Genomic DNA, 25,743 nt, shown 5'->3' with positions numbered 1-25,743 from the left:
AAAAAGGCACGCCGGAGCGTGCCTTGTGAGTACTGCCTGCGGATTATTGCGCCAGCAGATAGATTGAAGAGTCACCACGCTGAATATCCAGCGCCAGTACAGACGGCTTGGTATCCAGAATTTTACGCAGTTCACCTAAGTTAGCGACTTTCTGCTGGTTCACACCCAGAATCACGTCGCCTTTTTTCAGGCCAATGCTCGCGGCTTTTGAACCCGGTTTCACTTCGTCCACTTTCACACCTTTCTGGTCGCCCGCGGTGCCATTGCTCAGCTCAGCACCTTCAATGCCGGTGAAAATGTTGCCGGATTCAACTTTAGGTGTCTGGGTGCTTTGCTCAATGGTCACGTCAACGTTCATCGGTTTACCGTCACGCAGCAGGCCCAGCGTCACTTTGGTGCCGATTGGCATGGTGCCGATATCCGCACGGAACGACGCGAAGCTGCTGATTGGCTTGCCATTCATGCTCAGGATAACGTCGCCCGCTTTGATGCCCGCTTTTTCTGCGGCAGATTTCGGCATGACCTGGCTGATGAATGCGCCGCGCTGTGCGTCCACTTTCATCGCTTTCGCCAGCTCGGAGTTCAGCTCGGTGCCCATGATGCCAAGTTCGCCACGTTTCACCTGGCCAAATTCGATCATCTGTTTGGACAGGTTTTTCACCATGTTACTTGGGATCGCAAAACCGATACCGATGTTGCCGCCGTCCGGTGCCAGGATCGCGGTGTTCAGACCAATCAGTTCACCGTTCAGGTTAACCAGCGCACCGCCGGAGTTACCGCGGTTGATCGCCGCATCCGTCTGGATGAAGTTTTCATAGTTTTCGATGTTCAGGCCGGAACGTCCCAGCGCAGAAACGATCCCGGATGTCACGGTTTCACCTAAACCATACGGGTTACCGATCGCCACGGTGTAGTCACCCACGCGCAGTTGCTCAGAATCGGCGATTTTAATCGCGGTCAGGTTTTTGGCGTTTTGCAGCTGAATGACCGCGATGTCAGAACGTGGATCTTTACCGATCACTTTCGCATCGAACTTACGGCCATCGTTGAGCTGTACGCTGATTTTTGTCGCGTTATCAACAACGTGGTTGTTGGTCACAACATAACCTTTATCCGCATCAATAATCACGCCGGAACCCAGCGCGCGGAAATCTTCTTTCTGTTCAGGTGCCGGTTGTCCGTCCTGACCGCCGCCCTGACAAACCGGGGAGCCCTGGAACGGCGAACCGTCCTGACACAGGGGAGAGTTCTGACCAAAGAATTGCTGGAACTGCTGGCCCATGCGCGGCGTTTTCACCGGCGCGCTGCCTTCAACGTTCACACTTACCACTGACGGCATCACTTTTTCCAGCATCGGTGCCAGGCTTGGCAGCTGTGTGGTGCTTGAAGATGCGGTTTCGGCAGCCAGTGCAGATGAAACCGGGGCCATTGCCATACCAACACTTAACGCTAAAGCGCTGAGGAATAAAGTCGATTTTTTCATTTTTCAGGATCTCTTAAAATTATTGTGGCAACCAAAATAGTCGCGTTGCTTGGTAGTCGTGATACTGAGAGGATATTAATAACGTGAAGTTCATTAGCGTCATACTGACAATGGTAAAAAAGTATTGTCAGCATTTACAAATGACGCTTTTTCAGACAGTTCCGTAAAGAAAATTAAAGACGTTTAAATTTAACCCTTAACGTTTACCCTAAATAATTCGTATTGCATGAAGGCGGCAATTGAAGGAGTCCCGATGAGCTGACAGTAGTCAGTGATTTGTGCGACTGAATGCAGCTAACGCATCTGCAATGCGAAGTATGACAGGTAAATTATTCAGCAGCCATTAGACGTCTATATTCATCGTACGCGTAAAGGTCGGTCATACCGCTGATATAATCCTGAATCATTCTCGCCCGGTAATAGAACTCCTGAGCTGAAAATTCCGAATCACCTGCGCCTTCGAGCGCCACGACGGCATTGTTATAGGCCAGCCGGTGTTTGGCAGAAATCTTATGCAACAGACGGGTTTCTATAGGATATTTCCTGTGCGTATCCTCCTCAACCAGCCGGCTAAAATCTGACAATGGCATATCCAGCAACGGGCTGTAAATATCCAGCAATCCGCTGATCACCCGATAACCCTGTAATTCCAGCTCCTCGACTTCAGGGTGGTTGAATACCTGTTTGAATGCGACAGATTTATAAATTTCTAACAAACGGTTCGCCTGGCTTTCATCTTCGAGCAGCGCGTGATTAAAGGTTCCCTGATAAACATCTTCTATATTGTCAATGAATCTGCGCGCCGCGTGAGGCACCAGCTGTTTAACCGTCTGAACGCGAAGTTCCATAAAGAAATAATCCACCGGATTACGGAATGTTTTCGCTTTATCCATTTTTTCATACGCAGTGCGAACCACTTTATCGAAGATGTCATTCTTCTCAATGTCTCCCCATTCACGCGTCAGATATTTATAGAGTTCTTCGACGCTGAAAATGTTTTTCTCAACCGCATCTTCCAGATCAGCGATGCAGTAAGAAATATCGTCTGCCGCTTCCATAATGTAGGTCAGCGGGAAACGGTTGAACTCTCCTAATCCGAGTTCGCTGCGCAGCTCTTTGATGAACCTTTCTTCAGCCAGATAAAAACCGGGTTTTTTCATCAGATAATCGTGCGAAGGCAGGCGGTTCATTGAGTACGCCGGACGGGTATATTTCAGGATGCAGGCGGTCTGGCTGTAGGTCAGATTGAGTTTGAGCAACGTAAACACCAGGCGAATGGCCTGCGCGTTGCCTTCAAAATTGCTGAGGTCATAACGGATTTTACTGCGCAGCTGATTTAGTTCCGCTTCGTCCGGCGCAAGCCGCAAACAGGCCACCAGGCAGGAATCGGTTTCCGGCGGAATTTCGCCACAGCTTTCGATATCCATGCGTTTTTTGAACCAGTTATTAATCGCCGACTCGCCAAAATGCCCGAAAGGCGGATTGCCGATGTCGTGCATCAGGCAGGCCATTTCAACCACGCTTTCGAACGGATCGGTTACATCGTCCAGCCCGTAAACCTCGAGTTTGCCCTGACGGCGCAGGCGGTGCAGGATTTCTTTGGCAATGTGGCGGCCAACCTGCTGAACTTCGAGGGAATGCGTCAGGCGACTGCGGACGGCGGCATTTTTCTCCAGCGGGAAGACTTGTGTTTTTTGTTGCAGGCGACGGATGGCAGCAGAATTGATAATACGTCCGCGGTCGCTCTCAAACTGCCGGACGACATCGTACGCATCCCGCGCCTCAATCGGGGCGCTAAACGGGCGCTGAAAATTGAATTTCGCTTTAAAATCGATCCCGGACATGATTTCCCACCTCTTCAGCCACTCACGCGCCCGGCCGGCCTGAGTTTTACGTAACAAAACCCACGGCCCAAACGCATTATCTCTTCCCTTTAGCCATGATAGACTATCGCACATTGTTTTCGTTATTAAACCGTCAATTCCGCACCTGCTGCGGTTCATTTCACCCCAATCTGCGAGTATTCATATGAAAGTAGGCATTATTGGCGCAATGGAGCAGGAAGTGACCCTGCTGCGCGACAAAATCATCAACCGTCAGACTATCGAGCGTGCTGGCTGCGAAATCTATACCGGTCAGCTGAACGGTGTGGACGTCGCGCTGCTGAAATCAGGCATCGGTAAAGTGTCTGCGGCGATGGGTACGACGCTGCTGCTGGAACATTGCCGCCCGGATGTGGTGATCAATACCGGTTCTGCTGGTGGTCTGGCGAAAACGCTGAAAGTCGGCGATATCGTGGTTTCCGATGAAGTTCGCTACCACGACGCGGATGTGACTGCATTTGGTTATGAGCCGGGTCAGATGGCGGGTTGCCCGGCGGCTTTCGTGGCAGCACCTTTCCTGATCGAACTGGCTGAAACGTGTATCCGCGAGTTGGACCTGAACGCCGTGCGCGGTCTGGTGTGCAGCGGTGACGCATTCATCAACGGTGCAGCGCCTCTGGCCCGCATTCGTGCCACCTTCCCGAACGTCGCTGCCGTGGAAATGGAAGCTGCCGCAGTCGGCCATGTTTGCCATCTTTTCGACACTCCTTTCGTGGTTGTGCGTGCCATTTCTGACGTTGCAGACACCGAATCTCACCTGAGCTTTGAAGAGTTCCTGGTGGTTGCTGCACAGCAATCCACGCTGATGGTTGATGCCATGCTGAAAGCACTGGCTGCTTCCGAAGAGTGATGATGCGCCGGTTCTGTCTTATGCTGATTTGCCTGTCGCTGCCTCTGATAGCGACGGCGGCACCGGCGCAGCGGGTGATCAGTCTCGCGCCTAATCTGACAGAACTGGCATTTGCTGCGGGCATGGGCGATCAGCTGGTCGGAGTTAGTGCTTACTCCGACTTCCCGCCGCAGGCCAGCAAGCTTGAGCAGGTTGCGAACTGGCAGGGAATCAATGTCGAGCGCATTGTGACGCTGAAACCGGATCTGGTGCTCGCCTGGCGAGGCGGTAATCCGCAGCGTCCGCTTGATCAGCTCACGTCTCTGGGCATCAGGGTCATTTATCTCGATCCGCAGAATGCACAAGATGTGGCAAAGGCGCTGGAACAACTGGCAGGCTTCAGCCCGGCCCCCGAAAAAGCTCAGCAGGCAGCCCGTGATTTTCGCCAGCAATGGCAGGCGCTGAAGCAGAAGTATCACCGCGAAAAGCCGGTCCCGGCATTTATCCAGTTCGGCACTCAGCCGCTGTTTACCGCCTCATCAGCAACAATGCAAAGTGAAGTGCTGGAAGTCTGTGGCGCAAAAAACGTTTTCGCCAACAGCCGTGTTCCGTGGCCACAGGTCAGCCGGGAGCAGGTTTTAAGCCGTCAGCCACAGGTTATTGTTATATCGGGAGGAAAATCGCAAAAAGCGATCATTGAAAGCTACTGGCATTCCCTGCTCAATACGCAGGTTATCGCACTCGAACCGGACTGGTTCAGCCGCGCGGGGCCACGTATTTTGCTGGCCGCACAGCAGCTCTGCCCTCAGCTTTCTGGCTTGCCTTAAAGGTGAATGCTTACTAACAAAGCGTCTTCCTGCCAAAATCTGTACGCTGTCGCACTTTTCCGAATTGTTCCTTTATTAACCAAAATCAACAATGCAGCCCTGTCATCTGGTAATATGCCTGTCGTAGAATTATCCGGTTCGTGCACTTTCCCCGCTTGAACATTATCTCTTTGTTGTACAAACGAAATAATACAAGTCACGCCAGAACGTTAAAAATAACGTCACTAAAAGGCATGGCTGGCATCCAAATCATAAGAATTTTGGATTAAAGGCCGCGAAAACATTACCGATAACCTTCTCAGCCCCCGGCTGTTTTTATTGTGATTACACCAGCAGGAAAAAATATTAATGAAAGTACTCCTACTCAGCGTGCTGCTGGCTTTGAGCCCGTTGGTCGCGGTCGCGGGCATGACAAGTGGCGAGATCCACATCAGCCTGACCATTTTACCGACCTGCAAAGTTGATGTGGCGCACTCCGGCACGTCCGTTACGTGCGCCAGCCGCACGATGATGCAGCCGCACATCAGCGAAATGATGCTCGCTTCCGTTCCGGGCATCAGCACTGATTCCAAACTAGTAACCGTGGAATGGTAAGTTGCATGTGAATGCTTACTTACCTCAGCGTCCGCCATCAACCATTAAAAAAGCCCGTCTGCATCAGCAAACGGGCTTTTTTTGGGATTGAGCAAATCAGTTAAATACTAAATGATGAGCCGCAACCACATGTCGTCTTGGCGTTTGGGTTCGTCACCACGAAACGTGAACCTTCCAGACCTTCGGTGTAATCCACGGAGCCGCCAACCAGATATTGCAGACTCATTGGATCGACCACCAGCGCCACGCCTGATTTCTCAATGGTCATGTCGCCGTCGTTGATTTTATCATCAAAGGTAAAACCGTACTGGAAACCGCTGCAACCACCACCGGTGATATAAACACGCAGTTTCAGATTCGGGTTTTCTTCATCAGAAATCAGGTTCTTTACCTTCTTCGCTGCGTTTTCAGTAAACTGTAACGGCAACGCAGCAGTTTCATTCAACAATGCTTCGCTCATAATCTCTCGCTCCCAATCCGCATTTGTTCAGGCCGCCGGATTGACTGTCTGAATAATGTACTCATTATCTTATACCTGAGTTAATGCTTCAAGTATGGGGTGTTTTGGTCGCGCTGTCCTGACTAATGGTGCCTTTAGTCTCAGATACTGCTTCCGCTTTTTCGGCACTCTCTCGTTCCTGTCGTTGCAGGGTGCGGGTCAGAATGGCGGAATACAAGGGCTTACCACCCAAAAACTGCGCCAGCAGCGTTGCGCCGAGGCAGGTGATAATCATCGGCAAAATGAGCTGATAGTTATCGGTCATTTCCAGTACCAGCACAATCCCGGTGAGCGGCGCACGTACGCTGCCCGCAAATAATGCGCCCATTCCGGCAATCGCAAAGGTCGCCGGCTCAATACCGTATTGCGGGAAAAAGTACATCGCCGCGGTGCCGAATGCGGTGCCCAGCAGAGTACCCAGTGCTAACATCGGCGCGAAAATCCCACCCGGCGCACCGGAGGCGAAGCACAGTAACGTGGTCGCGACGCGAATGACAAAGATAAACAGCAGCATCAGCAGGCTGTATTTCCCTGCTGCCGCCAGCGGGATCAGCGCAAAACCGCCGCCTGCCGCTTCTGGCTGAACCAACCCGATCAATCCACAGAAGCCCCCCAGAACGCCGCCGATAATCAGGATTTTCTTCAGACTGCCGCCGTGAATGCGCGCGAACATATCCTGTGTACGGAAAATCAGCGCGTTAAAGCTGACGCCTACTACGCCAAAAACCATCCCTAACACCAGATACAGCCACAATGTATTGAGCGGTGCGTTCGCCAGCTTCCCGACTTCAATTACCGCACCATCACCGTTGAAAATGCGAAAGACAATGCTCGACATAATCACGCCGATAAACACGGCTTTGATGGAAATCAGGCTGTAGCGAAATTGCAGGCGCATCTCTTCGAGAATGAACAGGATCCCCGCCAGCGGTGCGTTGAAAGCGGCCGAAAGCCCCGCCGCCGCGCCGGTTGCCAGTAAAGAATGGCGCGCTTCGGCGCTGCGCAGCCGGAAGATATCCACCATCATTTTCCCGACGTTCGCGCCCATCTGCACGGTCGGCCCTTCCCTGCCCAACACCATACCCGCGCCGAGTGTGCCCATCCCGCCAAAAAACTTCACCGGGATAACGCGCCACCAGCGAACGGGCCGTAATTCTTCCAGCGCACCTTCAATTTCAGGAATGCCGGAGCCGCCCGCTTCCGGGGCAAAACGCCGTACCAGGTAATAGCCAAACATCGCCAACGCGGCGGAAACCACAAAGGTCAGCGGCCACAGCAGGATCCAGTAATCGCTGAAAATGCCCAGACCGGTTAGGCGCAGATGCATCACCCAGTTCACCGCTTTTTCAAACGCCACGCCGAGCAGCCCGGCGACAGTGCCAACCACCGCCGCGACCATCAAAATCGTCACCGGCGTTTTATCGCGGCGCAGAAAGATACGCAGGATCTCGCTGCGTTTACGTGGCCCGCGCAAGGGCGGTCGTTCTAACATTTCAGTCTCTGATTCATTCATGGCAGGAAAGGTGATTCGGAAAGAGTTAGGAAATATTGATGGATTTAATCATACAAAATGCCCGCCTGACAGGATCTGCAACAATATGCCGCACGGTTTACGGTTTGATAACGCCGCTCACTTCTCTAGAATGGACGCATCAACATTCTTATTACATACAGAACCCAGCAATTCAGGAGCCGAATAATGAGTAAGTCAGAAAGTCTGTTCACGCAGGCGCAAGCGCTAATCCCGGGCGGTGTTAACTCGCCGGTACGTGCCTTCTCCGGCGTCGGCGGCGTCCCCTTATTCATTGCACGCGCAGACGGCGCGTTCCTGTTTGATGCCGATGGCAAAGCCTATATCGACTATGTCGGCTCGTGGGGCCCGATGGTCCTCGGTCACAACAATCCGGAAATCCGCAACGCGGTCATCGAAGCGGCACAACGCGGTCTGAGCTTTGGCGCACCGACTGAAATGGAAGTGAAAATGGCTGAGCTGGTCACCGAACTGGTGCCAAGCATGGACATGGTTCGCATGGTGAACTCCGGTACGGAAGCGACCATGAGCGCCATCCGTCTGGCGCGCGGCTTCACGCATCGCGATAAAATCGTCAAATTCGAAGGTTGCTACCACGGCCACGCCGACTGCCTGCTGGTGAAAGCCGGTTCCGGCGCGCTGACTCTCGGCCAGCCAAACTCGCCGGGCGTGCCCGCTGATTTCGCCAAACATACCCTGACCTGTACCTATAACGATCTGGATTCTGTCCGCGCGGCGTTTGAACAGTTCCCGGACGATATCGCCTGTATCATCGTTGAGCCGGTCGCGGGCAACATGAACTGCGTGCCGCCACTGCCGGAATTCCTGCCGGGTCTGCGTGCGATTTGCGATGAGTTCGGCGCACTGCTGATTATCGACGAAGTGATGACGGGTTTCCGCGTCGCGCTGGGCGGTGCTCAGGATTATTACGACGTGACGCCTGACCTGACCTGTCTGGGCAAAATCATCGGCGGCGGTATGCCGGTGGGCGCATTTGGCGGACGCCGTGACGTGATGGAAGCGCTGGCGCCAACCGGCCCGGTGTATCAGGCGGGTACGCTTTCCGGTAACCCGATTGCGATGGCCGCCGGTATTGCCTGCCTGACGCAGGTGGCGCAACCGGGCGTTCATCAGACTCTGACCGAACGCACCACGCAGCTGGCGGAAGGTTTACGTGAAGCCGCAGCAGAGGAGAACATTCCGTTCGTGGTGAACCACGTCGGTGGCATGTTTGGCCTGTTCTTTACCGATGCAAAAACCGTCACCGGCTATCAGGACGTGATGAAATGCGACGTTGAACGTTTTAAGAAATTCTTCCACATGATGCTCGAAGAAGGCATTTATCTGGCACCTTCCGCGTTCGAAGCCGGCTTTATGTCTCTGGCGCATACGCAGGAAGACATTCAGCGCACCATCAATGCCGCGCGCCGCTGTTTCGCGAAGCTTTAAGCCGTGTCTGCTACAAATCACAAAGGGGCCGACTGGCCCCTTTTCTCTGCAATATCGAATTTTATATAATCTTATTTAACGCCTGCTTCATCATTAATTATTTGCGACGTACATCCCACTCAATTCTCTGATATAGCATTACATTCCGCTGATACTTCAAAAAAAATCATTAATAAATGTTTAATATGATCTCGAGTGGATATCACTTTCAAATAAATCATTTCATCGTTAGTTAAAGGAATAACACTATGTCAGCTCCCTCATCCACAGCCGGTAAGGCCTGCGCAGAATGCGGAATGCCAGATCCCTGCCTGCATAAGATTGAAGCAGATTTTCCTAAGGCCAAAGAAAATCACATCTGGCCAGTAGAATCACCGGTTAAATTTGACCTGTTGGATAAAGGAACAGGATGCGAAGGAACCCTCACCATTATTAGCAAATGCCAAAAAAATGGTTGTCCGGAATCGACGCTGAACAATGTTGATGAGAACACGTCGACGCCGTTGAAATCAGACAGCAGTCCCAACACTGTCGTTTTACATTACAAAAATAAAGACAATGATGAAGATATAATAGATATTCTACATTCACCGTGGGATTACTTAAGCACTATAACATCACCCGCTGATTTATACGATAAACCGGCACATTATATAGTTAAGACGAAGGGATGCTGGGAGACGGCCAACCACATAAACATTGATGTTTACCCTACTGTTGAAATGCGCTTCACCGTAGGTTTGAGTTATGAAATCGTATCGTCAATTAGGGAAAGAACGACCAAAGAGCGCCGCGATGAACAAATCAAATCCCGAATGGCGATGGATGATACCAAACCTAAAAATAGCAATAAACTAAGGGATGGGTGGAAGTATCATACCGATCAGTTTGAGTTAACACGAAAAACAGCAATTACCGTCGATTTCGGAGTCAAAATTGCCGACACTGAATACTCAGAAAAATATGCCCAATCAGTTAAAAAAATCAAAACAGTTAAATCACTCGAACAGTTAAAGAGAGTCGATACGTTGGTTGATAATATTAATAAATTTTTCACCCCTGATCCTGACAACCCGGGAAATACGAGGGGGTATAGTCTATTCAGTATGAAAATAGAACCTGTGAAATTAGGTGTTTCCTATGCCTATCAATATATAGACACTCAACAAGGCCCTTATCATTACATGGGGTTATACGGCAGCCCATTTTTATCCGGCTCATTAAATTTGATATAATTCAATTTATTTGTGCGTACTGTAAGATTGAAACACTGGTTGGAAAGTGTCGGGATTACCTTAAAAAAAGAGGAGCCAGTGTAGATTGTTACCTTCAATTTTCACCAGGCGTAAATATCAATATTGGTGCAGCTTACAGTAAAAAAGAAAATGAGTGGTCTTTTAATATTCTCAAAGGTAATCAGCTTAAATTAGGCCTGGAAGGCGTCATCAGTGCCGCATTTAAGATGGAAGTGTTTTGGGCTGACATAGCACTTAATACGTCCGGAAAACTTGCTACCGCGGCAGGGTTCGAACTGGATCAACATGATGACGGGCTTGATTTGGCTGGATATCATGATGGAATAAAGGGCTATTTCGAGTTTGTAGCAGATTTTAGGGCTTAAAGAGGTGATAAAGAAGAACAACAGGCAGGAGAAAAAATAAAAAAAGAATGGCTATTAGCGGCTCCGCTAAAAGCAAGTGACTCGCCTTTAAGAATAAACTTATACGGGAAGGTTCATTCTGTTCCACAACCCACGATAACAGTACCTGTTCACGCAGAACCCTGGGCAATGGGATCTAATCCAAATAACAATAAAAAAGATGATAAGCCTTACGGTTACAACGGAATCCACCAACTGTAAAAATCACTGAGGATGACATGAGATTATTCTACAAAATAGCGTTAACCATATTAACAGGAAGTATTACAATGACAAATGTTCTTGCTAATGAAATCCCTTTTAAAATTCGTAGCGTGTTCGATATTAAGTATGCATTTTGCACCATTAAGACCAACGACGTCGTCAGCTCAGATAATCGTACATCTTCAATGCAGGGTAGAGGTATGGGTTCATCCAGTACAAACTCATTGCTTATGTTAGAAAATGGCGAGAATGATGTTACTCTTGAAATCGGTGCTCTGGCCTGGTTTTCTCAAGAAGACATCGACAATAAGACACGTGCAACATTCAAACCGGAAGCAAGTTGTAAATTGGATGTCATAAAATTCGAAAACCAAAAAGAAACAATAATCACTTCAATAAACATCTCAATAGATAAAGAGGGAATCCCTCAGTCACTCATTACCAATGAAAATGAAGACGATAAAAAATATTTAAACTACAATAAAATTCTGGCAGAACAATCAGAAATCGGACATATCAGGGCCAAATCTTATAAGACTTATAGATTCCCGAAAGGAATGGAGATATTCCAGTTCACAAGAAAAATTAAGGTTCATGGACTCCCAACATGGGCTTGGGTCAATGCTACTCCATTCACAGGATCAGAGGAACAGATTCAGAAATTACAAATGGCCTATTCAGAATTTGCTGAGGCAATAAATGACCAGGACAGATCTAAAATTAAAAAATTATACAAAATTTCACTTGATGCATGGTCAAGGACAATGGGGGATAACGAAGATGATATTTTGGAATCACAATTCACGAAAGATGAGATTGAAAATGGCAAGGCCAAAATTGGAAAAATAAACTGGGAGGACTATGCTGTCCGGGTCATGAATAAAGGCAGAATGGTTCAATTGTATAATAAATCTATCCCCACGTACTCCCCGTTAACGTATTTTTATAACGAAGATGGTGAGGCATATTCAATAAGCTTCGCGCCGATATTTTCTCTGATTGATGGAAAATTCGTCGTAGTAATTTAAACGTTCACTGATAAGTGAAAATTGAATTCTTTATCCCCACAGCAAAAAGGGGCAATCTGGCCCCTTTTCTATTGGCAAAACACCTTAACTCGCCTGCTTTCTCAGCAGATAGATAAAGTACGGCGCGCCGATAAAGGTCGCGAGCAAACCTGCAGGGATCTGGTTCGGAAAGATCACCATACGACCACACCAGTCGGCGAAGACCATAAGCAGACCGCCGAGAATACTCGCCACCATCCACTGCGGAACGGCGCGGCGGAATCCCATCATGCGCGCCATATGCGGTGCCATCAGCCCGACAAAACTCAGCGGCCCGACGGTCAGCGTTGCGGCAGCCGTCATCACGGCGGCCAGCAGCAGGATCGCCACACGCGTTGGCGTCAGCGCCAGCCCGACAGATTTCGCGGTCACGCTGCCGAGCGGCAAGATGTTTATCCAGCGGCGGCAGAACGGCACGATGACCATCAGCACGGCGGCCAGCGCCAGCGTTCGCCACGCCATCGGCGCAGTCACTGAATAGGTCGAACCGGAAAGCCAGGTCAGCAAACCGCCCATACGCGGATCGCCGCTGGCCAGCAGCAGCGTCATCAGCGTAGTGAAAGCGGTACTCAGCGCAATGCCGGTCAGCAACATCCGTTCCGCCGAGAAACTGCGCAGGCCGGAGGCGGCCATAATCACCAGTAACGTTAACGCCGCACCGGCACTGCCCGCAGGCAGCAGCCACACAAACGCATCACCGGGAACGATAAACATCATCACCACGACGCCGGTCGCCGCACCGGAGCTGATCCCCAGCACTTCCGGGCTCGCCATCGCGTTACCGGTCAGTTTCTGGATCAGTACGCCGGAAGACGCCAGCATAACTCCCGCCGCCAGCGCTGCCAGCACGCGCGGTAACCGCCACGGCAATAACGCCTGTAGATCACCGCCCGTTGCCCAGTTCCAGCCTGTCGCATTGCGACCGACCATCAGCGTTACCACCAGACCGGCGAGAAGCACCAGTAAAGCCAGCGCAATCCAACGCACCAGATGGTGACGTTCGTTGGACACATTGTCGCCCTGATTCATCGGCGGCGGCGTCATGCTGTTTCGCAGACGCGGCAGCAGCCAAAGCAGCAGCGGCGCACCGACTAACGCGGTCGCGGCACCGGTCGGGATTTCCATCCAGATTTGCGTCACGTACTGCATCACCTGATCGGTGAACCACAGCAGCAATGCGCCAATCAGCGGAGCCATCACCAGACGGGCAGTCAGGCGACGTGCGCCGAGCATTTTCGCCAGAAGCGGCGCAAACAGGCCGATAAAACCGATAATCCCGACGGCGTTGACCAGCTGCGCACTCATCAGGATCGCCAGCGCCAGCACCGCCAGACGCGCCGCCGACAGCCCCAGACCGAGGTTTTTCGCGACGCCGTCATCCAGCCCGAGCAGCGTCATCGGGCGCTGTAACAGGAACGCCAGCAGCCAGACGATAATCACACGCGGAAGTAAAAACGTTGCGACGTCCCAGTCCTGCTGCGTCAGCGAACCGCTGCTCCACATATACAGGCTTTGCAGGCTCTGATAGTTGAAGATCCCGAGCAGGCCATTCACCGCGCCGCAGTAAAGGCCGAGTACCAGACCGGCGAGGATCAGCGTCACCGGCGACATGCGTTTTCCCCAGGCGATCCCGAACACCAGCCCGCCGATGACGACAGCGCCAATCATCGCGGCAAACTGCTGCGTGATCATGCCGCCCGGCAGCGCCCAGAGTGTGGCGATCGTCAGACCGAGCTGCGCGCCCGCCGAAACCCCCAGCGTCGCGGGTTCGGCCAGCGGATTACGTAATACCTGCTGGAACAACAAACCGGCCAGCCCCAGACCGGCACCGGCCAGCAGCGCGACGGCGATACGCGGCAGTGAGCTGTAATGGAAAAGCATCTGCTGAACATCGTCGATGTCCGGCTGCCAGAGCGCGCCGCGCCATAAATGATAAGGCAATTGCTGGTGCAGGTTGTAAATACTGAGCGCACCGGCCGCCAGCGCCAGTATCAAAAGAAGGATCAGCGAAACGCTGAGTGAGCGGCGGTTCATACCGGTTTCCCCAGTGTACTGTTCAGGATTTTACAGAAATGCATGGCGCTGAACGTTGCGCCGTAGAACCAGACGGCGGGGACAACGCTGAACTGATTTGAACGGACGAAAGGCATCGATTTCCACAGCGGCGTTTTGGCAACCGCGTCCATGATGTCAGCGCTGCCGTGATCAAAGCACAGCACGCGGGCATTTTTAATGCGGGTCAGGCGCTCAACGCCTACCGACACGCTGCCCCAGAAACTGCCTTCGCCGCCCCACGCGTTGGTCAGCCCGACATCGCCCATGATTTCATGGAACATGCTGCCCTGACCAAACACCAGAACGTGGCGCGGATCGATAAAGGTCATCAGCAGAACCGGTTGCTGCGCGACCGGTTTCATCAGCTCACGCGTTTTCGCAATGGCGTCGTTATAAACCTGCAAATGCTGTTCGGCGCGATCCTGCAACCCGAGCGTATCCGCCAGTTTATGCAGCGATTTGATCGCCAGCTGCATCGGCTTTGCGCTGCCGTCATTGGCTTTCACACCCAGCACTGGCGCGATGGTTTCCAGCTGTTGGGTGTCCGGGCCATAACCTTGTGTTATCAGTAACAAAGAAGGTTTCAGTTGCTGGATAAGCTCCATGTTGGGCTCGGTGCGCTGGCCGACATCGATTACACCGGGCGCCAGCGGCGGTTCCGCCACCCACAGGTTGTAATTGGGAATATCAGCAATCGCCAGCGGCATCACGCCGAGCGCAATCAGCAGCTCGGTAGGTAACCATTCGAGGGTAACAATGCGGCTCAGATCAGGGCGCGAGGCAGACAGCGCTGGCAGGGAAGTCAGTAACGGGGACAGCGCCATCATCTGTAAAACCCGGCGACGCGTCAGCCCTGAATAACGTTGAATATCAGACATATCAGTAAACGAAGCTCACCGGCGCACCGCCCGCAGGATGCGGAAGAATGCCCATCGGAATACCATAAATTTGTTCGAGAACATCACCGCGCATCATGTCTTCCGGCGCGCCCTGCGCGATCATCTCGCCGCCGCGCAATGCCATGAGCTCATCGCAATAGCGCGCTGCCATATTCAGGTCATGCAATACAGCGATCACGGTTAAGCCTTTCTCACGGCTCAGGCGCTGGATCAGCGCCAGCACATCTTTCTGATGCGCGATATCCAGCGCGGAAGTCGGTTCGTCGAGCAACAGGCAACGGCTGTCCTGTGCGACCATCATCGCCAGCCATGCGCGCTGACGCTCGCCGCCGGAGAGGCTGTCAACCAGACGCTGGGCGAAGGGTTTCAGGCCCACCAGCGCAATCGCTTCTTCGACTTTTTCTTTGTCCTGATGTTTAAAACGCCCCAGCGCGCCGTGCCACGGATAGCGGCCGATCGCCACCAGTTCCTGCACCGTCATGCCTTCTGCGGCCGGAAGTTGCTGCGGCAGATACGCCACCTGACGCGCAAACGCTTTGCTGTCCCACCGGGCCAGCTGCGTTTCGTTCAGGTAAATCGTTCCGGACGTCGCCGGTTGATGCCGCCCCAGCATTTTTAACAACGTTGATTTCCCGGAGCCGTTATGGCCAATCAGCCCGCACACTTTCCCCAGCGGGAAGGTCAGCGACAGCGGTGCGAGCAACGTTCGCCCCGGCACTGAAAAGCTGACTTCTTGCAGGCGAAAGACGCTGTCAGGCAGCGATGAAGACGGGTGTACGTTGTTATCAGGCATAAGATTTTCTACGTGACGTCTGGAAGTAAACAGGAAACGGGCACGACCAGCGTGCCCGGATTTAATGGCTTAAAACTTTTAGAAACGGAAGGTTGCTGTTGCCACAACCTGGCGATCTGAACCCCAGTAACAGGCGTAATCGCGGTAGCAACTGGCAACGTACTCACGATCCAGCAAGTTGTTGATGTTCACGCCCACGGAAGAACCCGGCAGGCCAAAACGGCCCAGATCGTATTTCACTGTGGCGTCCACCAGTGTGTAAGAAGAGACATTGAATGCTTCATTCGCTTTGTCCTTATTCACACCGTTCGTTGTGTAAAAGCTGGAGCTGGCACCAACATAACGCACACCGGAGCCGACAGTCAGGCCGCTAAGCGCCGTTTCATGGAAGGTGTAATCTGCCCAGAGTGAGGCCATATTGGCCGGCACTTCAACAGGACGCTTGCCTTCGAAATTGGTGTCATGCGTGTATTTTGCATCTGTGTAGGTGTAGGACGCCGTCACGTTGATGTTGGCGTTAATCGCGGCTTTGGCTTCGAGTTCCACACCACGCGAACGTATTTCACCAGACTGAACGCTAAAGGCGCCATCAGCAGGATTGGCCGTCAGGTTTTTGTCTTTTGTCAGCTGGTATACCGCTGCGGTCAGGCTGATCGGACGATCGTTCGGAATGTATTTGATCCCGGCTTCGTACTGTTTGCCCATTGAAGGATCGAACGGTTTCCCTTCTTTGGTCGCTCCGGCAGTCGGTTCAAAGGATTCGCTGTAGCTGAAGTACGGAGAAATACCGTTGTCGAACAGGTAGTTCAGACCGCCACGCCAGGTGAACTGCTCATCGTTGATCTGCGACGCGCTGTTAGTAGTACGGGTAAAGGTTGAGCTTTTCGCAAAGTCGTAACGACCGCCAAGGGTCAGGATCCACTTATTCCATTCCGCCTGATCCTGCACGTACAGACCCGTTTGTTCCTGACGATTGAGGAGTATATACGGGAAGTACAGTGAAACGTTGCCGTTACCATATTGCGGATTCGCCAGATTCAGATTACTTGCGCTGCCGTAATCCGCGTCAATATCGTTACGCATACGCATGTAATCGACGCCTGCCAACAGGGTGTGATCAACATCACCAGTACCGAATTTGGCCTGAGCCTGCGTATCAACATCAAAGTTTGCCAGCTTCTCTTTGGACTGAACGTAGCTGCGCGTGATATTGCCGTTACCAAGATAACCAAAGCCGTAAACAGATTTATATTCGGTATCGAGTTTGGTGTAACGCAAGTTCTGGCGCACCGTCCAGGTATCATCAAACTGATGTGCGAAGCTGTAACCGACCATTTTCTGGTTGCGGGACATGCGGTTACCCGCTTCACCTTCGTTGAAATCTGTCGGCAATTTATGCGCTTTACCGTTGGCGTCGTAATACGGCACAACGGTGCCTTCACGTGGCAACCATCCGTAGTAACCCGCATCCGGATCGTTCTGGAAATTGCTCAGGAAGGTGAAATCAGTTTTATCATCAGGACGCCATGAGAAAGACGGCGCAATCGAATAGCGTTTCTCTTTTGCCATTTCCTGCTGCGCATCCTGACTGCGCGCGACGCCGGTCAGACGGTAGGAATACACGCCCGCATCGTCGATGGCATCGCTGAAATCAAACCCGGTCTGGTACAGATTGTCTGTACCCATTTTGAACTGCACTTCTTTCAGCGGTTCAGTGGTCGGGCGCTTGCTGACCATGCTGACCACGCCGCCCGGGTTGCTTTTACCGTACAAAACGGAAGACGGCCCGCGCAGCAGTTCAACACGCTCAAGCATGTACGGATCCATCGACACTTCAGAATAGTTATCACCCTGAAGTTTGATACCGTCGAGATACTGGTTGGTATTCACAGAGGTGAAGCCACGGATTGCCATCGCATCGATAGTGTTAGAGCTGCCACGGCTGGCGAAGACACCCGGCGTATAACCCAGCGCTTCTTTCACCGTCACAGGCTGTTTCATGTCCATTTCTTCACGAGTCACCACGGAAATGGACTGCGGGGTTTTCACCAATGGCGTATCGGTTTTAGTCCCGGTCGCACTGTGTTTTGCCGCGATGGTCGCCGCAGGGCCCCATGCTGATTCCTGCCCGGCTTGCGCAGACGCCGAACTGGTAACATTAATCGTGTCTTCTTTTGCGGTTGCTGTGGTTGCCGCACCTGCGTAAAACGCGGTGGAGCCCAGAACGGCGGTAATGGTTAACGCGAGCGTCCGACGCTTAAATACGCCTTTTTGGACTGGGTTTAAAAGCGAGCATTGAGAAGCCATTGCATTATCTCTGGAGTGGTAATGGGAATGTAAACGATAATTATTATTATGACCGTCGCATAATATGCGCATTGCGCGGGGCTCTGCAAGCCTATTTGACTCATAGATTGGCTGAATGAATAAAAAGTATCCCCATGTTAAACATGGGTAAAAACGCCTATGAATTATACGGAATGAGTTGTGAAAGACCTGGCGGGAATGTAAAACACGACAGGTGAATTTGAGTTAAGAATAACAATTAAAAAGGGCGCGATTCTCATCGCGCCCTTTAATGTTTCTGAAATCAACAATTTGTTACTGGCCGGAACCGAACATGTCCTTGATCCAACCTGCAACACCGTTGCTGTCTTTCTTCTCGTCCTGCGCCTGAGGTTGCTGTCCCTGAGGCTGTTGTTGTTGTTGCTGCTGTTGCTGCTGGATCTGCTGTTGTTGTTGCTGCTGCTGAACGGCAGAAACAGAAGCCTGGCACATAGCATCCGGTGAATCCGTCCACACCGGAATGGAACGCACGGTGCCACCGCCCAGCATGCCGCCCCCGCCGCCACACACAAAGTTACCCGCGCTGTCGATATTCATCGGGCTGATGCCTTCAGGCATTTGCAGATCCAGAGGCTGAGGCGTGCCATTTTCCAGATAGCGGCCATACAGAACCAGCGCACCGGTAGAACCCCACAGCTTAGACGGGCCGTTGTTATCGCGGCCAACCCAGGTGATCGCCACCTGATTGCCGTCGATACCGGCAAACCAGCTGTCACGCAGTTCGTTCGATGTCCCGGTTTTCGCGGCCAGATGCAGTTTCGGGAATTTGTTCGCCAGCGCGCGCGATGTCCCTTCCTGCACCACCTGCTGCATGGCGTACAATGTCAGATAAGCGGCCTGAGAAGGGATCACACGCACCGCCTGCGGGAAGCTCTGGTACAAGACTGTGCCATCTTCCGCAATCACCGAACGCACTGCCGACAACGGCGCTTTGTTACCGCCGCTGGCAATGGTCTGGTATTCCTGCGCCACTTCCATCGGCGTCAGTGCAATCGCACCCAGCAGCATCGACGGCGTCTGGTTCAGGGATTCTTTCGGGATCCCCAAATCAATCAGCGTTTTGGTGATGTTGTCGAGGCCGACCGCCATCCCGAGGTTAACCGTCGGAACGTTCATGGAACGCGCCAGCGCATCCACCAGCAGAACCTGACCACGGAACTGATGGTCATCGTTTTTCGGTGACCAGATCTGGCCGTTCGCCAGTTTCAGGTTCAGCGGCTGGTCGGCAAGAATGGTGTTCAGGCGGTATTTATCCGGCTGCGACAGCGCAGTCAGATAGGTCGCCGGTTTAGCCAGAGAACCGACCTGGCGGCGCGCCTGCATGGCGCGGTTGAAACCGGCAAACTGCGTTTCCGCCCCGCCGACCATCGCACGCACTTCACCGGTATAACGGTCAACAATCACCATCGCGGTTTCAATGTCGTTCAGGCCGCTTTTCTTGCGAAGTAACGGAATGCCTTCCTCAACCGCTTTTTCCGCCGCATCCTGAGAAATCGGATCCAGCGTGGTGAAAATTTTCACCCCGGACATGTCCTGAACTTTATCGCCCAGCTTGGCCTGCAATTCCTGACGCACCATCTGCATGAACGCAGGCTGCGGTGAAATCACCCCGCCTTTTGGCTGTACGCCTAGCGGACGCGCGCTCAGCATGTCATACAATTCCTGATCGATAACTTTCTGATCGACCAGCAAACGCAGCACCAGATTGCGACGTTGCAACGCCATCGCCGGGTTACGCCACGGGTTGTACAGCGATGCGCCTTTCACCATACCGACCAGTAATGCCTGCTGATCGAGGCTCAGTTCGTTCACCGGACGTCCAAAGTAGTACAGGCTCGCCAGCGGGAAACCGCGGATCTGATCGGAACCACTCTGGCCGAGATACACTTCGTTCAGATACAGCTCAAGTATGCGATCTTTGCTGTAATCGGCGTCGAGCAAGACCGCCATCACGGCTTCACGCGCCTTACGGCTCAGCGAGCGTTCGTTGGTCAGGAACAGGTTTTTGACCAACTGCTGGGTCAGCGTAGAACCGCCCTGCACCGCATGACCGGCTGTCAGGTTTGCCACCACCGCACGACCGATGGAATAGAAGTTAATCCCGTCGTGCTCGTAGAAATGGCGGTCTTCCGTTGCCAGCAAGGTATCAACCAGCAAGTCCGGGAAGCCAGAACGCGGCACGAACAGACGCTGTTCGCCGTTAGCATTGGACGCCTGCAACATGGTGATCAGACGCGGATCCAGACGGAACAGCCCGAAATCACGCTGATTATCCAGATTTTTAATTTCTGACAGGCTGTTGCCATCAAACATCAGACGCGCGTTAACCTGCCCTTCTTTGCCTTCCGGGAAATCAAACGGACGGCGCAGTAGATCAATGTAATTCGCGTGAACGGTAAATTCGCCCGGACGGGTGATGCGCGTCACTTCGCGATATTGCGTGCCTTCCAGCAGACCGACCATTTCAGCTTTACTGATAGACATATCAGGCTCAAGGTTCACCTGACGACCATAGACGGCCGCCGGCAATTGCCAGACTTTACCGCCGTCGATGCGGCTGTGGATTTCACGGTTCAGATAGACCGCGTAAATGCCCAGCAGAATGGCAAAGACGATGAACAGCTTGACCAGCAGCCAGAAAATACGGCGTTTCAGGCTCTTCTTGCCGCCTTTTTTCGCTTTGCGCGGCGGTGATTTGCGGCTCATGCGCGATCCCCGTTCTTCTTCGTAATCATCTTCATCCTCATACTCGTCATCGAGTTCCTCTTCTTCATATTCGTCGTAGTCGTCATCCCGACGGCTGCGGCGAACCGGACGAGTCCGCGCAGGCTTACGCCGCGCGGGTTTACCTTTACGGCCAATAGGCTCGCGATCATCGCCAGACATCAGTCATTCTCCCCACGTACTGCTGTGTTCGTCATAAAGTTATTCTGCATAATGATTCTGTTTAGCGGAGTCATTTTCATAGTTGATTCAAACGGATACTTTTTTAACCCGCAACGCGGGCTGCAAGGCGCTTACTCTGTGCCCGGCTTTGGTTAACTTCCAGAAGAAAGGTCTGAAAAAAAACGACCTTTCCTGAACAATTTCGTCGCCACGCTTATTGCGCGGAATACTTCTTGGTTCGCCGTGTTGGCGCGGCCTCCGCCGGGTTATCCGGCCACGGGTGTTTCGGGTAACGCCCTTTCATTTCTTTCTGCACTTCGCGGTACGAACCCTGCCAGAACGCCGCGAGATCGGCGGTGATTTGCAAGGGTCGCTGCGCCGGAGACAGTAATTCCAGCACCACGTTTACACGCCCTTCAGCCACTACCGGGCTGCGTTCCTCGCCAAACATTTCCTGCATCCGCACCGAAAGCGCCGGTGGCTGGTCTGCATGATAGCGGATCGGCAGGCGACTGCCAGTCGGGACGGTGTAATGCGTCGGTAAAGCGGCGTCAAGACGCTGACGCTGTTGCCAGTCACAAAGCCTTAATAAGGCATCATGCAGATCAACCTGTTGCAGCGATTTTAAGGAACGCACACCCTGTAAAGAAGGCTGTAACCAGCTTTCCAGCCCGCCGAGCAGGGAGTCGTCATCCATTGCTGGCCAGTCAGCTTCCGGCAGCCATTTGGCCGCACAGGTGAGGCGCAACCGCAATTGTTCGGCGGCCACCGACCAGGTCAGCGCCTGCAAACCTTGTGTGCGGATCCAGTCGATCAACGCCTGTTGCAGCTCGGCATCTTCCGGTTTCGCCAAAGGATTCGCCTTCAGCACCAGACGCCCGACTTGCCAGCGCCGCCACGCGCGCAGCGTGCCCTTCTCTTCATCCCATTCAACCGCTGTCTGCTCTTTTACGACGTCCGGCAGCCGCGCAGGCAGTTGTGTGATATCCAGCGAAATCGCCAGCAATATTCGGGCATCCGGGCTGTTGTTGCCCTGTAATAATTGCGGCGCGACCAGCCACGGCGCGCGGGTTAACCCGTCGTCCTGCGGCAAAGACGCACCCAGCCCGTTCGCCAGCAGATAACGGCCATCTTCGCCGCGTCGCTGGGCGATACGGTCGCTGAATGCGCGCGCCAGTAGCCACGGCGCGAGAGACGCATCGGCATCGCCGCTTTTCCCCCCGGTGCGCTGCACCAGCTGTTTTGCGCGGCGCTGCCAATTGCCCTGTGGACGGCTGAACCAGTAATCAATATCCGGCAGTCCGCCGCGCGGCGGTTCTTCGAGCATGGCCGCCAGCAGCGTTGCCGTCGCCAGCGCATCCGGGCTTTGCTGCGCCGCAGAAATCAACATCGCCGCCAGCCGGGGCTCACAGCCGAGTTGCGCCATACGCTGCCCGGTAGCGGTAAGTTTGCCCTGCACGTCGGTCGCACCAAGCTGATATAAAAGGTGTTTTGCCGCCGACAACGCCGCCGCGGGTGGTGCGTCGAGCCACTGAAGCTGCGCCGGATCCTGACAACCCCACTGCAACAACTCCAGCCAGAAACTGCTCAGATCGCTTTGCAGAATTTCCGCTTCGGCCTGCGCACTTGCGCGTTCCGCCTGCTCTTTGCTGAACAGATGCCAGCACAATCCAGGCTCCAGACGCCCTGCGCGGCCTGCGCGCTGGGTCATGGACGCCTGACTGATACGCTGAGTGATCAGCCGCGTCAGGCCGCTGCGCGGGTCAAACTGTGCGCTGCGTTCCAGACCGCTGTCGACCACCAGCCGGATGCCTTCAATGGTCAGGCTGGTTTCCGCAATATTGGTCGCCAGCACGATTTTGCGACGCCCGGCGGGTGAAGGCTGAATGGCTTTTTGCTGCTGTTCTAAAGACAGCGCACCGTACAACGGACAGAGATCGACCTCTTCTGCCACCTTGCCCGAAAGCAGATTTTGCACGCGGGTAATTTCAGTAACGCCGGGTAAAAACAGCAGCATCGAGCCGTGATTTTCACTCATCAGGCGGCTGACCACGCGGGCTACGCCTTCGTCCAGCCTTTCGTGGGTGGCGAGGGAAAGATACTGCCGGTCAACCGGAAAACTGCGGCCTTCGGAGACGATCACCGGTGCGTCGGGCAGCAGCGGCGATAAACGTAGATTATCGAGCGTCGCGGACATAATCAGCAGTTTCAGATCATCGCGCAGCGCATTTTGTACGTCGAGCAACAGCGCCAGAGCCAGATCAGCCTGCAAACTGCGCTCATGGAATTCATCGAGGATCACCAGCGAAACGCCGGTCAGTTCAGGATCTGCCTGCACCATGCGGGTGAGAATGCCTTCGGTCACGACTTCAAGCCGCGTCGCCGCGCTGGTTTTGCTTTCGGCGCGCATACGGTAACCGACGGTTTGCCCCGGCGTTTCGCCCAGCTGCTGCGCCAGACGGAAAGCGACATTTTTTGCCGCCAGACGACGCGGTTCCAGCAACAGGATTTTCCCCGGCAGATTACCCTGTTTGAGTAACTGCAACGGCAGCCAGGTCGATTTACCGGCACCGGTCGGCGCGAGCAGTAACACTTGCGGTGCCTGCTTAAGTGCGATTAAAAGCGGTTCAAGTACGGCGCTGACCGGCAAAGAAGACAATGAATGCTCCATGAGAGTTAACTTTAAACGGCGGGCATTGTAGCATTTAGCGCCAGATCCGGTATGTCGTGATTTTTTCAACCAGGAATGAATATGTCTGTCGAGCGCCGCCTGTTTTTCGCCTTAGCGTTACCTGCAAAGTTACAAAAGCAGGTCATTAAATGGCGTGCCGATCATTTTCCGCAAGACACCGGCCGCCCCGTCACGGCGGCAAACCTGCACATTACTCTGGCGTTTCTGGGTGAAATCAGTGAACTCAAAGCCGACGCGCTGACCCGCATTGCCGGACGTATTCAGGCACAGAAATTCAGCCTGTGCCTGGACGATATCGGTCACTGGCCGGGTTCCGGCGTAGTCTGGATTGGCACGAAACGCGCGCCCAACGCGCTGCTGCAACTGGCTTCGGTGCTGCGTTCTCACGCCGCGCGCAACGGCTGCCACCAAAGTGCGCTGCCGTTTCATCCGCACGTGTCGTTGTACCGCAGCGCCACGCGGCCGGTAGCCATTCCGCCCGCCACGCCCAACTGGCGGCTGGACGCCGAAGCATTCAGTCTGTACGAATCGACTTACGAACGCGGGCGTACCCGTTACCGCTGTCTGCAAAGCTGGCCTCTGGCTGAAACTCCGGCCACCTGAACCTCTTTTATACGGAAACTCTCATGCATTTCGAGCCAGCGCTTCAACCCGCGACCCTGATCAAACGTTACAAACGTTTTCTCGCTGACGTGATCACCCCCGATGGCCGTGAACTCACGCTGCACTGCGCTAACACCGGCGCAATGACCGGCTGCGCCACGCCGGGGGATACCGTCTGGTATTCCACGTCTGATAACGCCAAACGTAAATATGCCCACAGCTGGGAACTGACCGAAACGCAGCAACATCACTGGATTTGCGTGAATACACTGCGGGCAAATCAGCTGGCGCGCGAGGCAATAGAAGCCGGTCGCATACCGGAATTATCCGGTTACAGTAATTTATCGGCAGAAGTAAAATACGGCACCGAAAATAGCCGTATAGACTTGATGTTACAGGCAGAAAATCAACCTGACTGCTATATTGAAGTGAAATCTGTCACGCTGCTGCACGAAGGTCAGGGATTCTTCCCGGATGCAGTCACGCTGCGCGGCCAGAAGCATTTGCGCGAGTTACAGTCGATGGCAGAACAGGGGCAGCGAGCGGTACTTTTCTTCGCTGTTTTACATTCAGGCATTGAAAGCGTGTCTGCTGCACACCATATTGATCCCCGTTACACAGAATTACTGACGCAGGTTCAGAAAAAAGGTGTAGAAGTGATGTGCTACGGTGCCGCACTTTCTGCTGAGGGTATCCGCCTCACAGAACGATTACCGCTGGTCACGAAATCATTAAACGGATAAACCCAGTTCGGATAACCCTGTTATTAGCCGTCGGCGGCATAAATACAGGTCGCGAATACGCTTTTCCTCACAGGCTTGTCAAGCACCTGTCAGGAATAATTGCCAACCTCGTTGCCTTCTGTTATTTATAGCGGCCTGATTTTTTCCCCCGTTGGGGATCGAAATGTTCGAAGCCGTTCATTTGCAGAAAATCTGTAAACGTTAAGGTGGATGAACATAGTGCGTGTTATGTAGGAGAAGCATCATGCAAGAAGGCCAAACCCGTAAGACGTCGTCCTTGAGCATTCTCGCTATCGCTGGGGTGCAGCCGTATCAAGAGAAGCCGGGCGAAGAGTACATGAACGACGCTCAGCTGGCTCACTTCAAAAAGATTCTTGAAGCATGGCGCAATCAGCTCAGGGATGAAGTAGATCGTACCGTTACACACATGCAGGATGAAGCTGCAAACTTCCCTGATCCGGTCGACCGTGCCGCTCAGGAAGAAGAATTCAGCCTCGAACTGCGTAACCGTGACCGTGAACGTAAGCTGATCAAAAAGATTGAAAAAACACTGAAAAAAGTGGAAGACGAGGATTTCGGTTATTGCGATTCCTGTGGCGTTGAGATTGGCATCCGCCGTCTTGAAGCACGTCCGACTGCTGACTTGTGTATCGACTGTAAGACTCTGGCAGAAATCCGCGAAAAGCAGATGGCTGGCTAA

General features: G+C 53.1%; 19 protein-coding genes. 9 read left to right on the top strand and 10 right to left on the bottom strand.

The genetic code is table 11. The features are described 5' to 3' along the window. Positions 1-43: 43 nt before the first annotated feature. Positions 44-1,483 carry a serine endoprotease DegP gene (gene degP, locus ACLBVC_RS09760; RefSeq protein ID WP_410149426.1) on the bottom strand — a complete coding sequence of 480 codons (1,440 nt, stop codon included), beginning with the start codon at positions 1,481-1,483 and terminating at the stop codon, positions 44-46. Positions 1,484-1,812: 329 nt separating this feature from the next. Continuing rightward, on the bottom strand, positions 1,813-3,327 hold the full coding sequence (dgt, locus tag ACLBVC_RS09755) for a dGTPase (protein ID WP_410149425.1): 1,515 nt from the start codon (positions 3,325-3,327) through the stop codon (positions 1,813-1,815). Between the two features lie 184 nt (positions 3,328-3,511). On the opposite strand from dgt, the gene mtnN reads away from it, so the two are divergent. The 3 genes from mtnN (at position 3,512) to ACLBVC_RS09740 (ending at position 5,616) form a co-directional block, all read left to right on the top strand. Next, positions 3,512-4,216, top strand: coding sequence for a 5'-methylthioadenosine/S-adenosylhomocysteine nucleosidase (mtnN, locus tag ACLBVC_RS09750; RefSeq protein ID WP_152327669.1), 705 nt, complete (start codon positions 3,512-3,514; stop codon positions 4,214-4,216). Beyond that, positions 4,216-5,022, top strand: coding sequence for a vitamin B12 ABC transporter substrate-binding protein BtuF (gene btuF / locus ACLBVC_RS09745; protein ID WP_410149424.1), 807 nt, complete (start codon positions 4,216-4,218; stop codon positions 5,020-5,022). The genes mtnN and btuF overlap by 1 nt, the downstream gene beginning before the upstream one ends. Positions 5,023-5,370: 348 nt before the next feature. Beyond that, complete coding sequence (locus ACLBVC_RS09740) at positions 5,371-5,616, top strand: hypothetical protein (protein WP_152327667.1); 246 nt, start codon at positions 5,371-5,373, stop codon at positions 5,614-5,616. 100 nt (positions 5,617-5,716) lie between these two features. Here the strand turns inward: ACLBVC_RS09740 and erpA are convergent, their stop codons facing one another. Continuing rightward, positions 5,717-6,076, bottom strand: a complete 360-nt coding sequence (gene erpA / locus ACLBVC_RS09735; RefSeq protein WP_369825840.1) for an iron-sulfur cluster insertion protein ErpA — start codon at positions 6,074-6,076, stop codon at positions 5,717-5,719. An 88-nt stretch (positions 6,077-6,164) separates the two neighbouring features. Further along, positions 6,165-7,628, bottom strand: a complete 1,464-nt coding sequence (gene clcA / locus ACLBVC_RS09730) for a H(+)/Cl(-) exchange transporter ClcA (RefSeq protein WP_410149423.1) — start codon at positions 7,626-7,628, stop codon at positions 6,165-6,167. 186 nt (positions 7,629-7,814) lie between these two features. Between clcA and hemL the strand changes: the two genes are divergently transcribed. The 3 genes from hemL to ACLBVC_RS09715 all read left to right on the top strand — a co-directional run bounded on the left by hemL (position 7,815) and on the right by ACLBVC_RS09715 (position 11,987). Continuing rightward, positions 7,815-9,095 carry a glutamate-1-semialdehyde 2,1-aminomutase gene (gene hemL / locus ACLBVC_RS09725; RefSeq protein ID WP_410149422.1) on the top strand — a complete coding sequence of 427 codons (1,281 nt, stop codon included), beginning with the start codon at positions 7,815-7,817 and terminating at the stop codon, positions 9,093-9,095. Between the two features lie 248 nt (positions 9,096-9,343). Then, on the top strand, positions 9,344-10,330 hold the full coding sequence (locus tag ACLBVC_RS09720) for a hypothetical protein (RefSeq protein ID WP_410149421.1): 987 nt from the start codon (positions 9,344-9,346) through the stop codon (positions 10,328-10,330). Between the two features lie 643 nt (positions 10,331-10,973). Continuing rightward, a complete protein-coding gene (locus ACLBVC_RS09715; RefSeq protein ID WP_410149420.1) occupies positions 10,974-11,987 on the top strand; it encodes a hypothetical protein in 1,014 nt (337 codons plus the stop codon). Between the two features lie 84 nt (positions 11,988-12,071). On the opposite strand, the gene fhuB is transcribed toward ACLBVC_RS09715, so the two are convergent. From fhuB to hrpB, 6 genes are all read right to left on the bottom strand, one after another. Further along, positions 12,072-14,060, bottom strand: a complete 1,989-nt coding sequence (gene fhuB, locus ACLBVC_RS09710) for a Fe(3+)-hydroxamate ABC transporter permease FhuB (protein WP_410149419.1) — start codon at positions 14,058-14,060, stop codon at positions 12,072-12,074. Next, the gene (gene fhuD, locus ACLBVC_RS09705; protein ID WP_410149418.1) at positions 14,057-14,959 is read right to left on the bottom strand and encodes a Fe(3+)-hydroxamate ABC transporter substrate-binding protein FhuD; all 903 of its coding nucleotides are present in this window, start codon (positions 14,957-14,959) and stop codon (positions 14,057-14,059) included. The genes fhuB and fhuD overlap by 4 nt, the downstream gene beginning before the upstream one ends. Before the next feature lies 1 nt (position 14,960). After that, positions 14,961-15,773, bottom strand: a complete 813-nt coding sequence (gene fhuC, locus ACLBVC_RS09700; protein ID WP_410149417.1) for a Fe3+-hydroxamate ABC transporter ATP-binding protein FhuC — start codon at positions 15,771-15,773, stop codon at positions 14,961-14,963. A 78-nt stretch (positions 15,774-15,851) separates the two neighbouring features. Then, entirely contained in the window at positions 15,852-18,080 is a 2,229-nt protein-coding gene (gene fhuA, locus ACLBVC_RS09695; protein ID WP_410149416.1) for a ferrichrome porin FhuA, read from the bottom strand. A 294-nt stretch (positions 18,081-18,374) separates the two neighbouring features. Continuing rightward, positions 18,375-21,005 (bottom strand): bifunctional glycosyl transferase/transpeptidase, encoded by a 2,631-nt coding sequence (gene mrcB / locus ACLBVC_RS09690; protein ID WP_410149415.1) that lies wholly within the window; start codon positions 21,003-21,005, stop codon positions 18,375-18,377. 214 nt (positions 21,006-21,219) lie between these two features. Then, positions 21,220-23,664, bottom strand: coding sequence for an ATP-dependent helicase HrpB (gene hrpB, locus ACLBVC_RS09685; protein ID WP_410149441.1), 2,445 nt, complete (start codon positions 23,662-23,664; stop codon positions 21,220-21,222). 93 nt (positions 23,665-23,757) lie between these two features. Here hrpB and thpR point away from each other — a divergent pair, with 93 nt between their 5' ends. The 3 genes from thpR (at position 23,758) to dksA (ending at position 25,743) form a co-directional block, all read left to right on the top strand. Beyond that, complete coding sequence (gene thpR / locus ACLBVC_RS09680; RefSeq protein ID WP_410149414.1) at positions 23,758-24,300, top strand: RNA 2',3'-cyclic phosphodiesterase; 543 nt, start codon at positions 23,758-23,760, stop codon at positions 24,298-24,300. A 23-nt stretch (positions 24,301-24,323) separates the two neighbouring features. Beyond that, a complete protein-coding gene (gene sfsA / locus ACLBVC_RS09675) occupies positions 24,324-25,043 on the top strand; it encodes a DNA/RNA nuclease SfsA (RefSeq protein ID WP_410149413.1) in 720 nt (239 codons plus the stop codon). 244 nt (positions 25,044-25,287) lie between these two features. Further along, a complete protein-coding gene (dksA, locus tag ACLBVC_RS09670; protein ID WP_095924702.1) occupies positions 25,288-25,743 on the top strand; it encodes an RNA polymerase-binding protein DksA in 456 nt (151 codons plus the stop codon).

The sequence above is a fragment of the Rahnella selenatireducens genome (assembly GCF_046449555.1).
GTDB classification, from domain to species: domain Bacteria; phylum Pseudomonadota; class Gammaproteobacteria; order Enterobacterales; family Enterobacteriaceae; genus Rahnella; species Rahnella selenatireducens.
The sequence above is the reverse complement of the archived record's forward strand: the minus strand, read 5'-3'. Positions and strand labels throughout refer to the sequence as shown.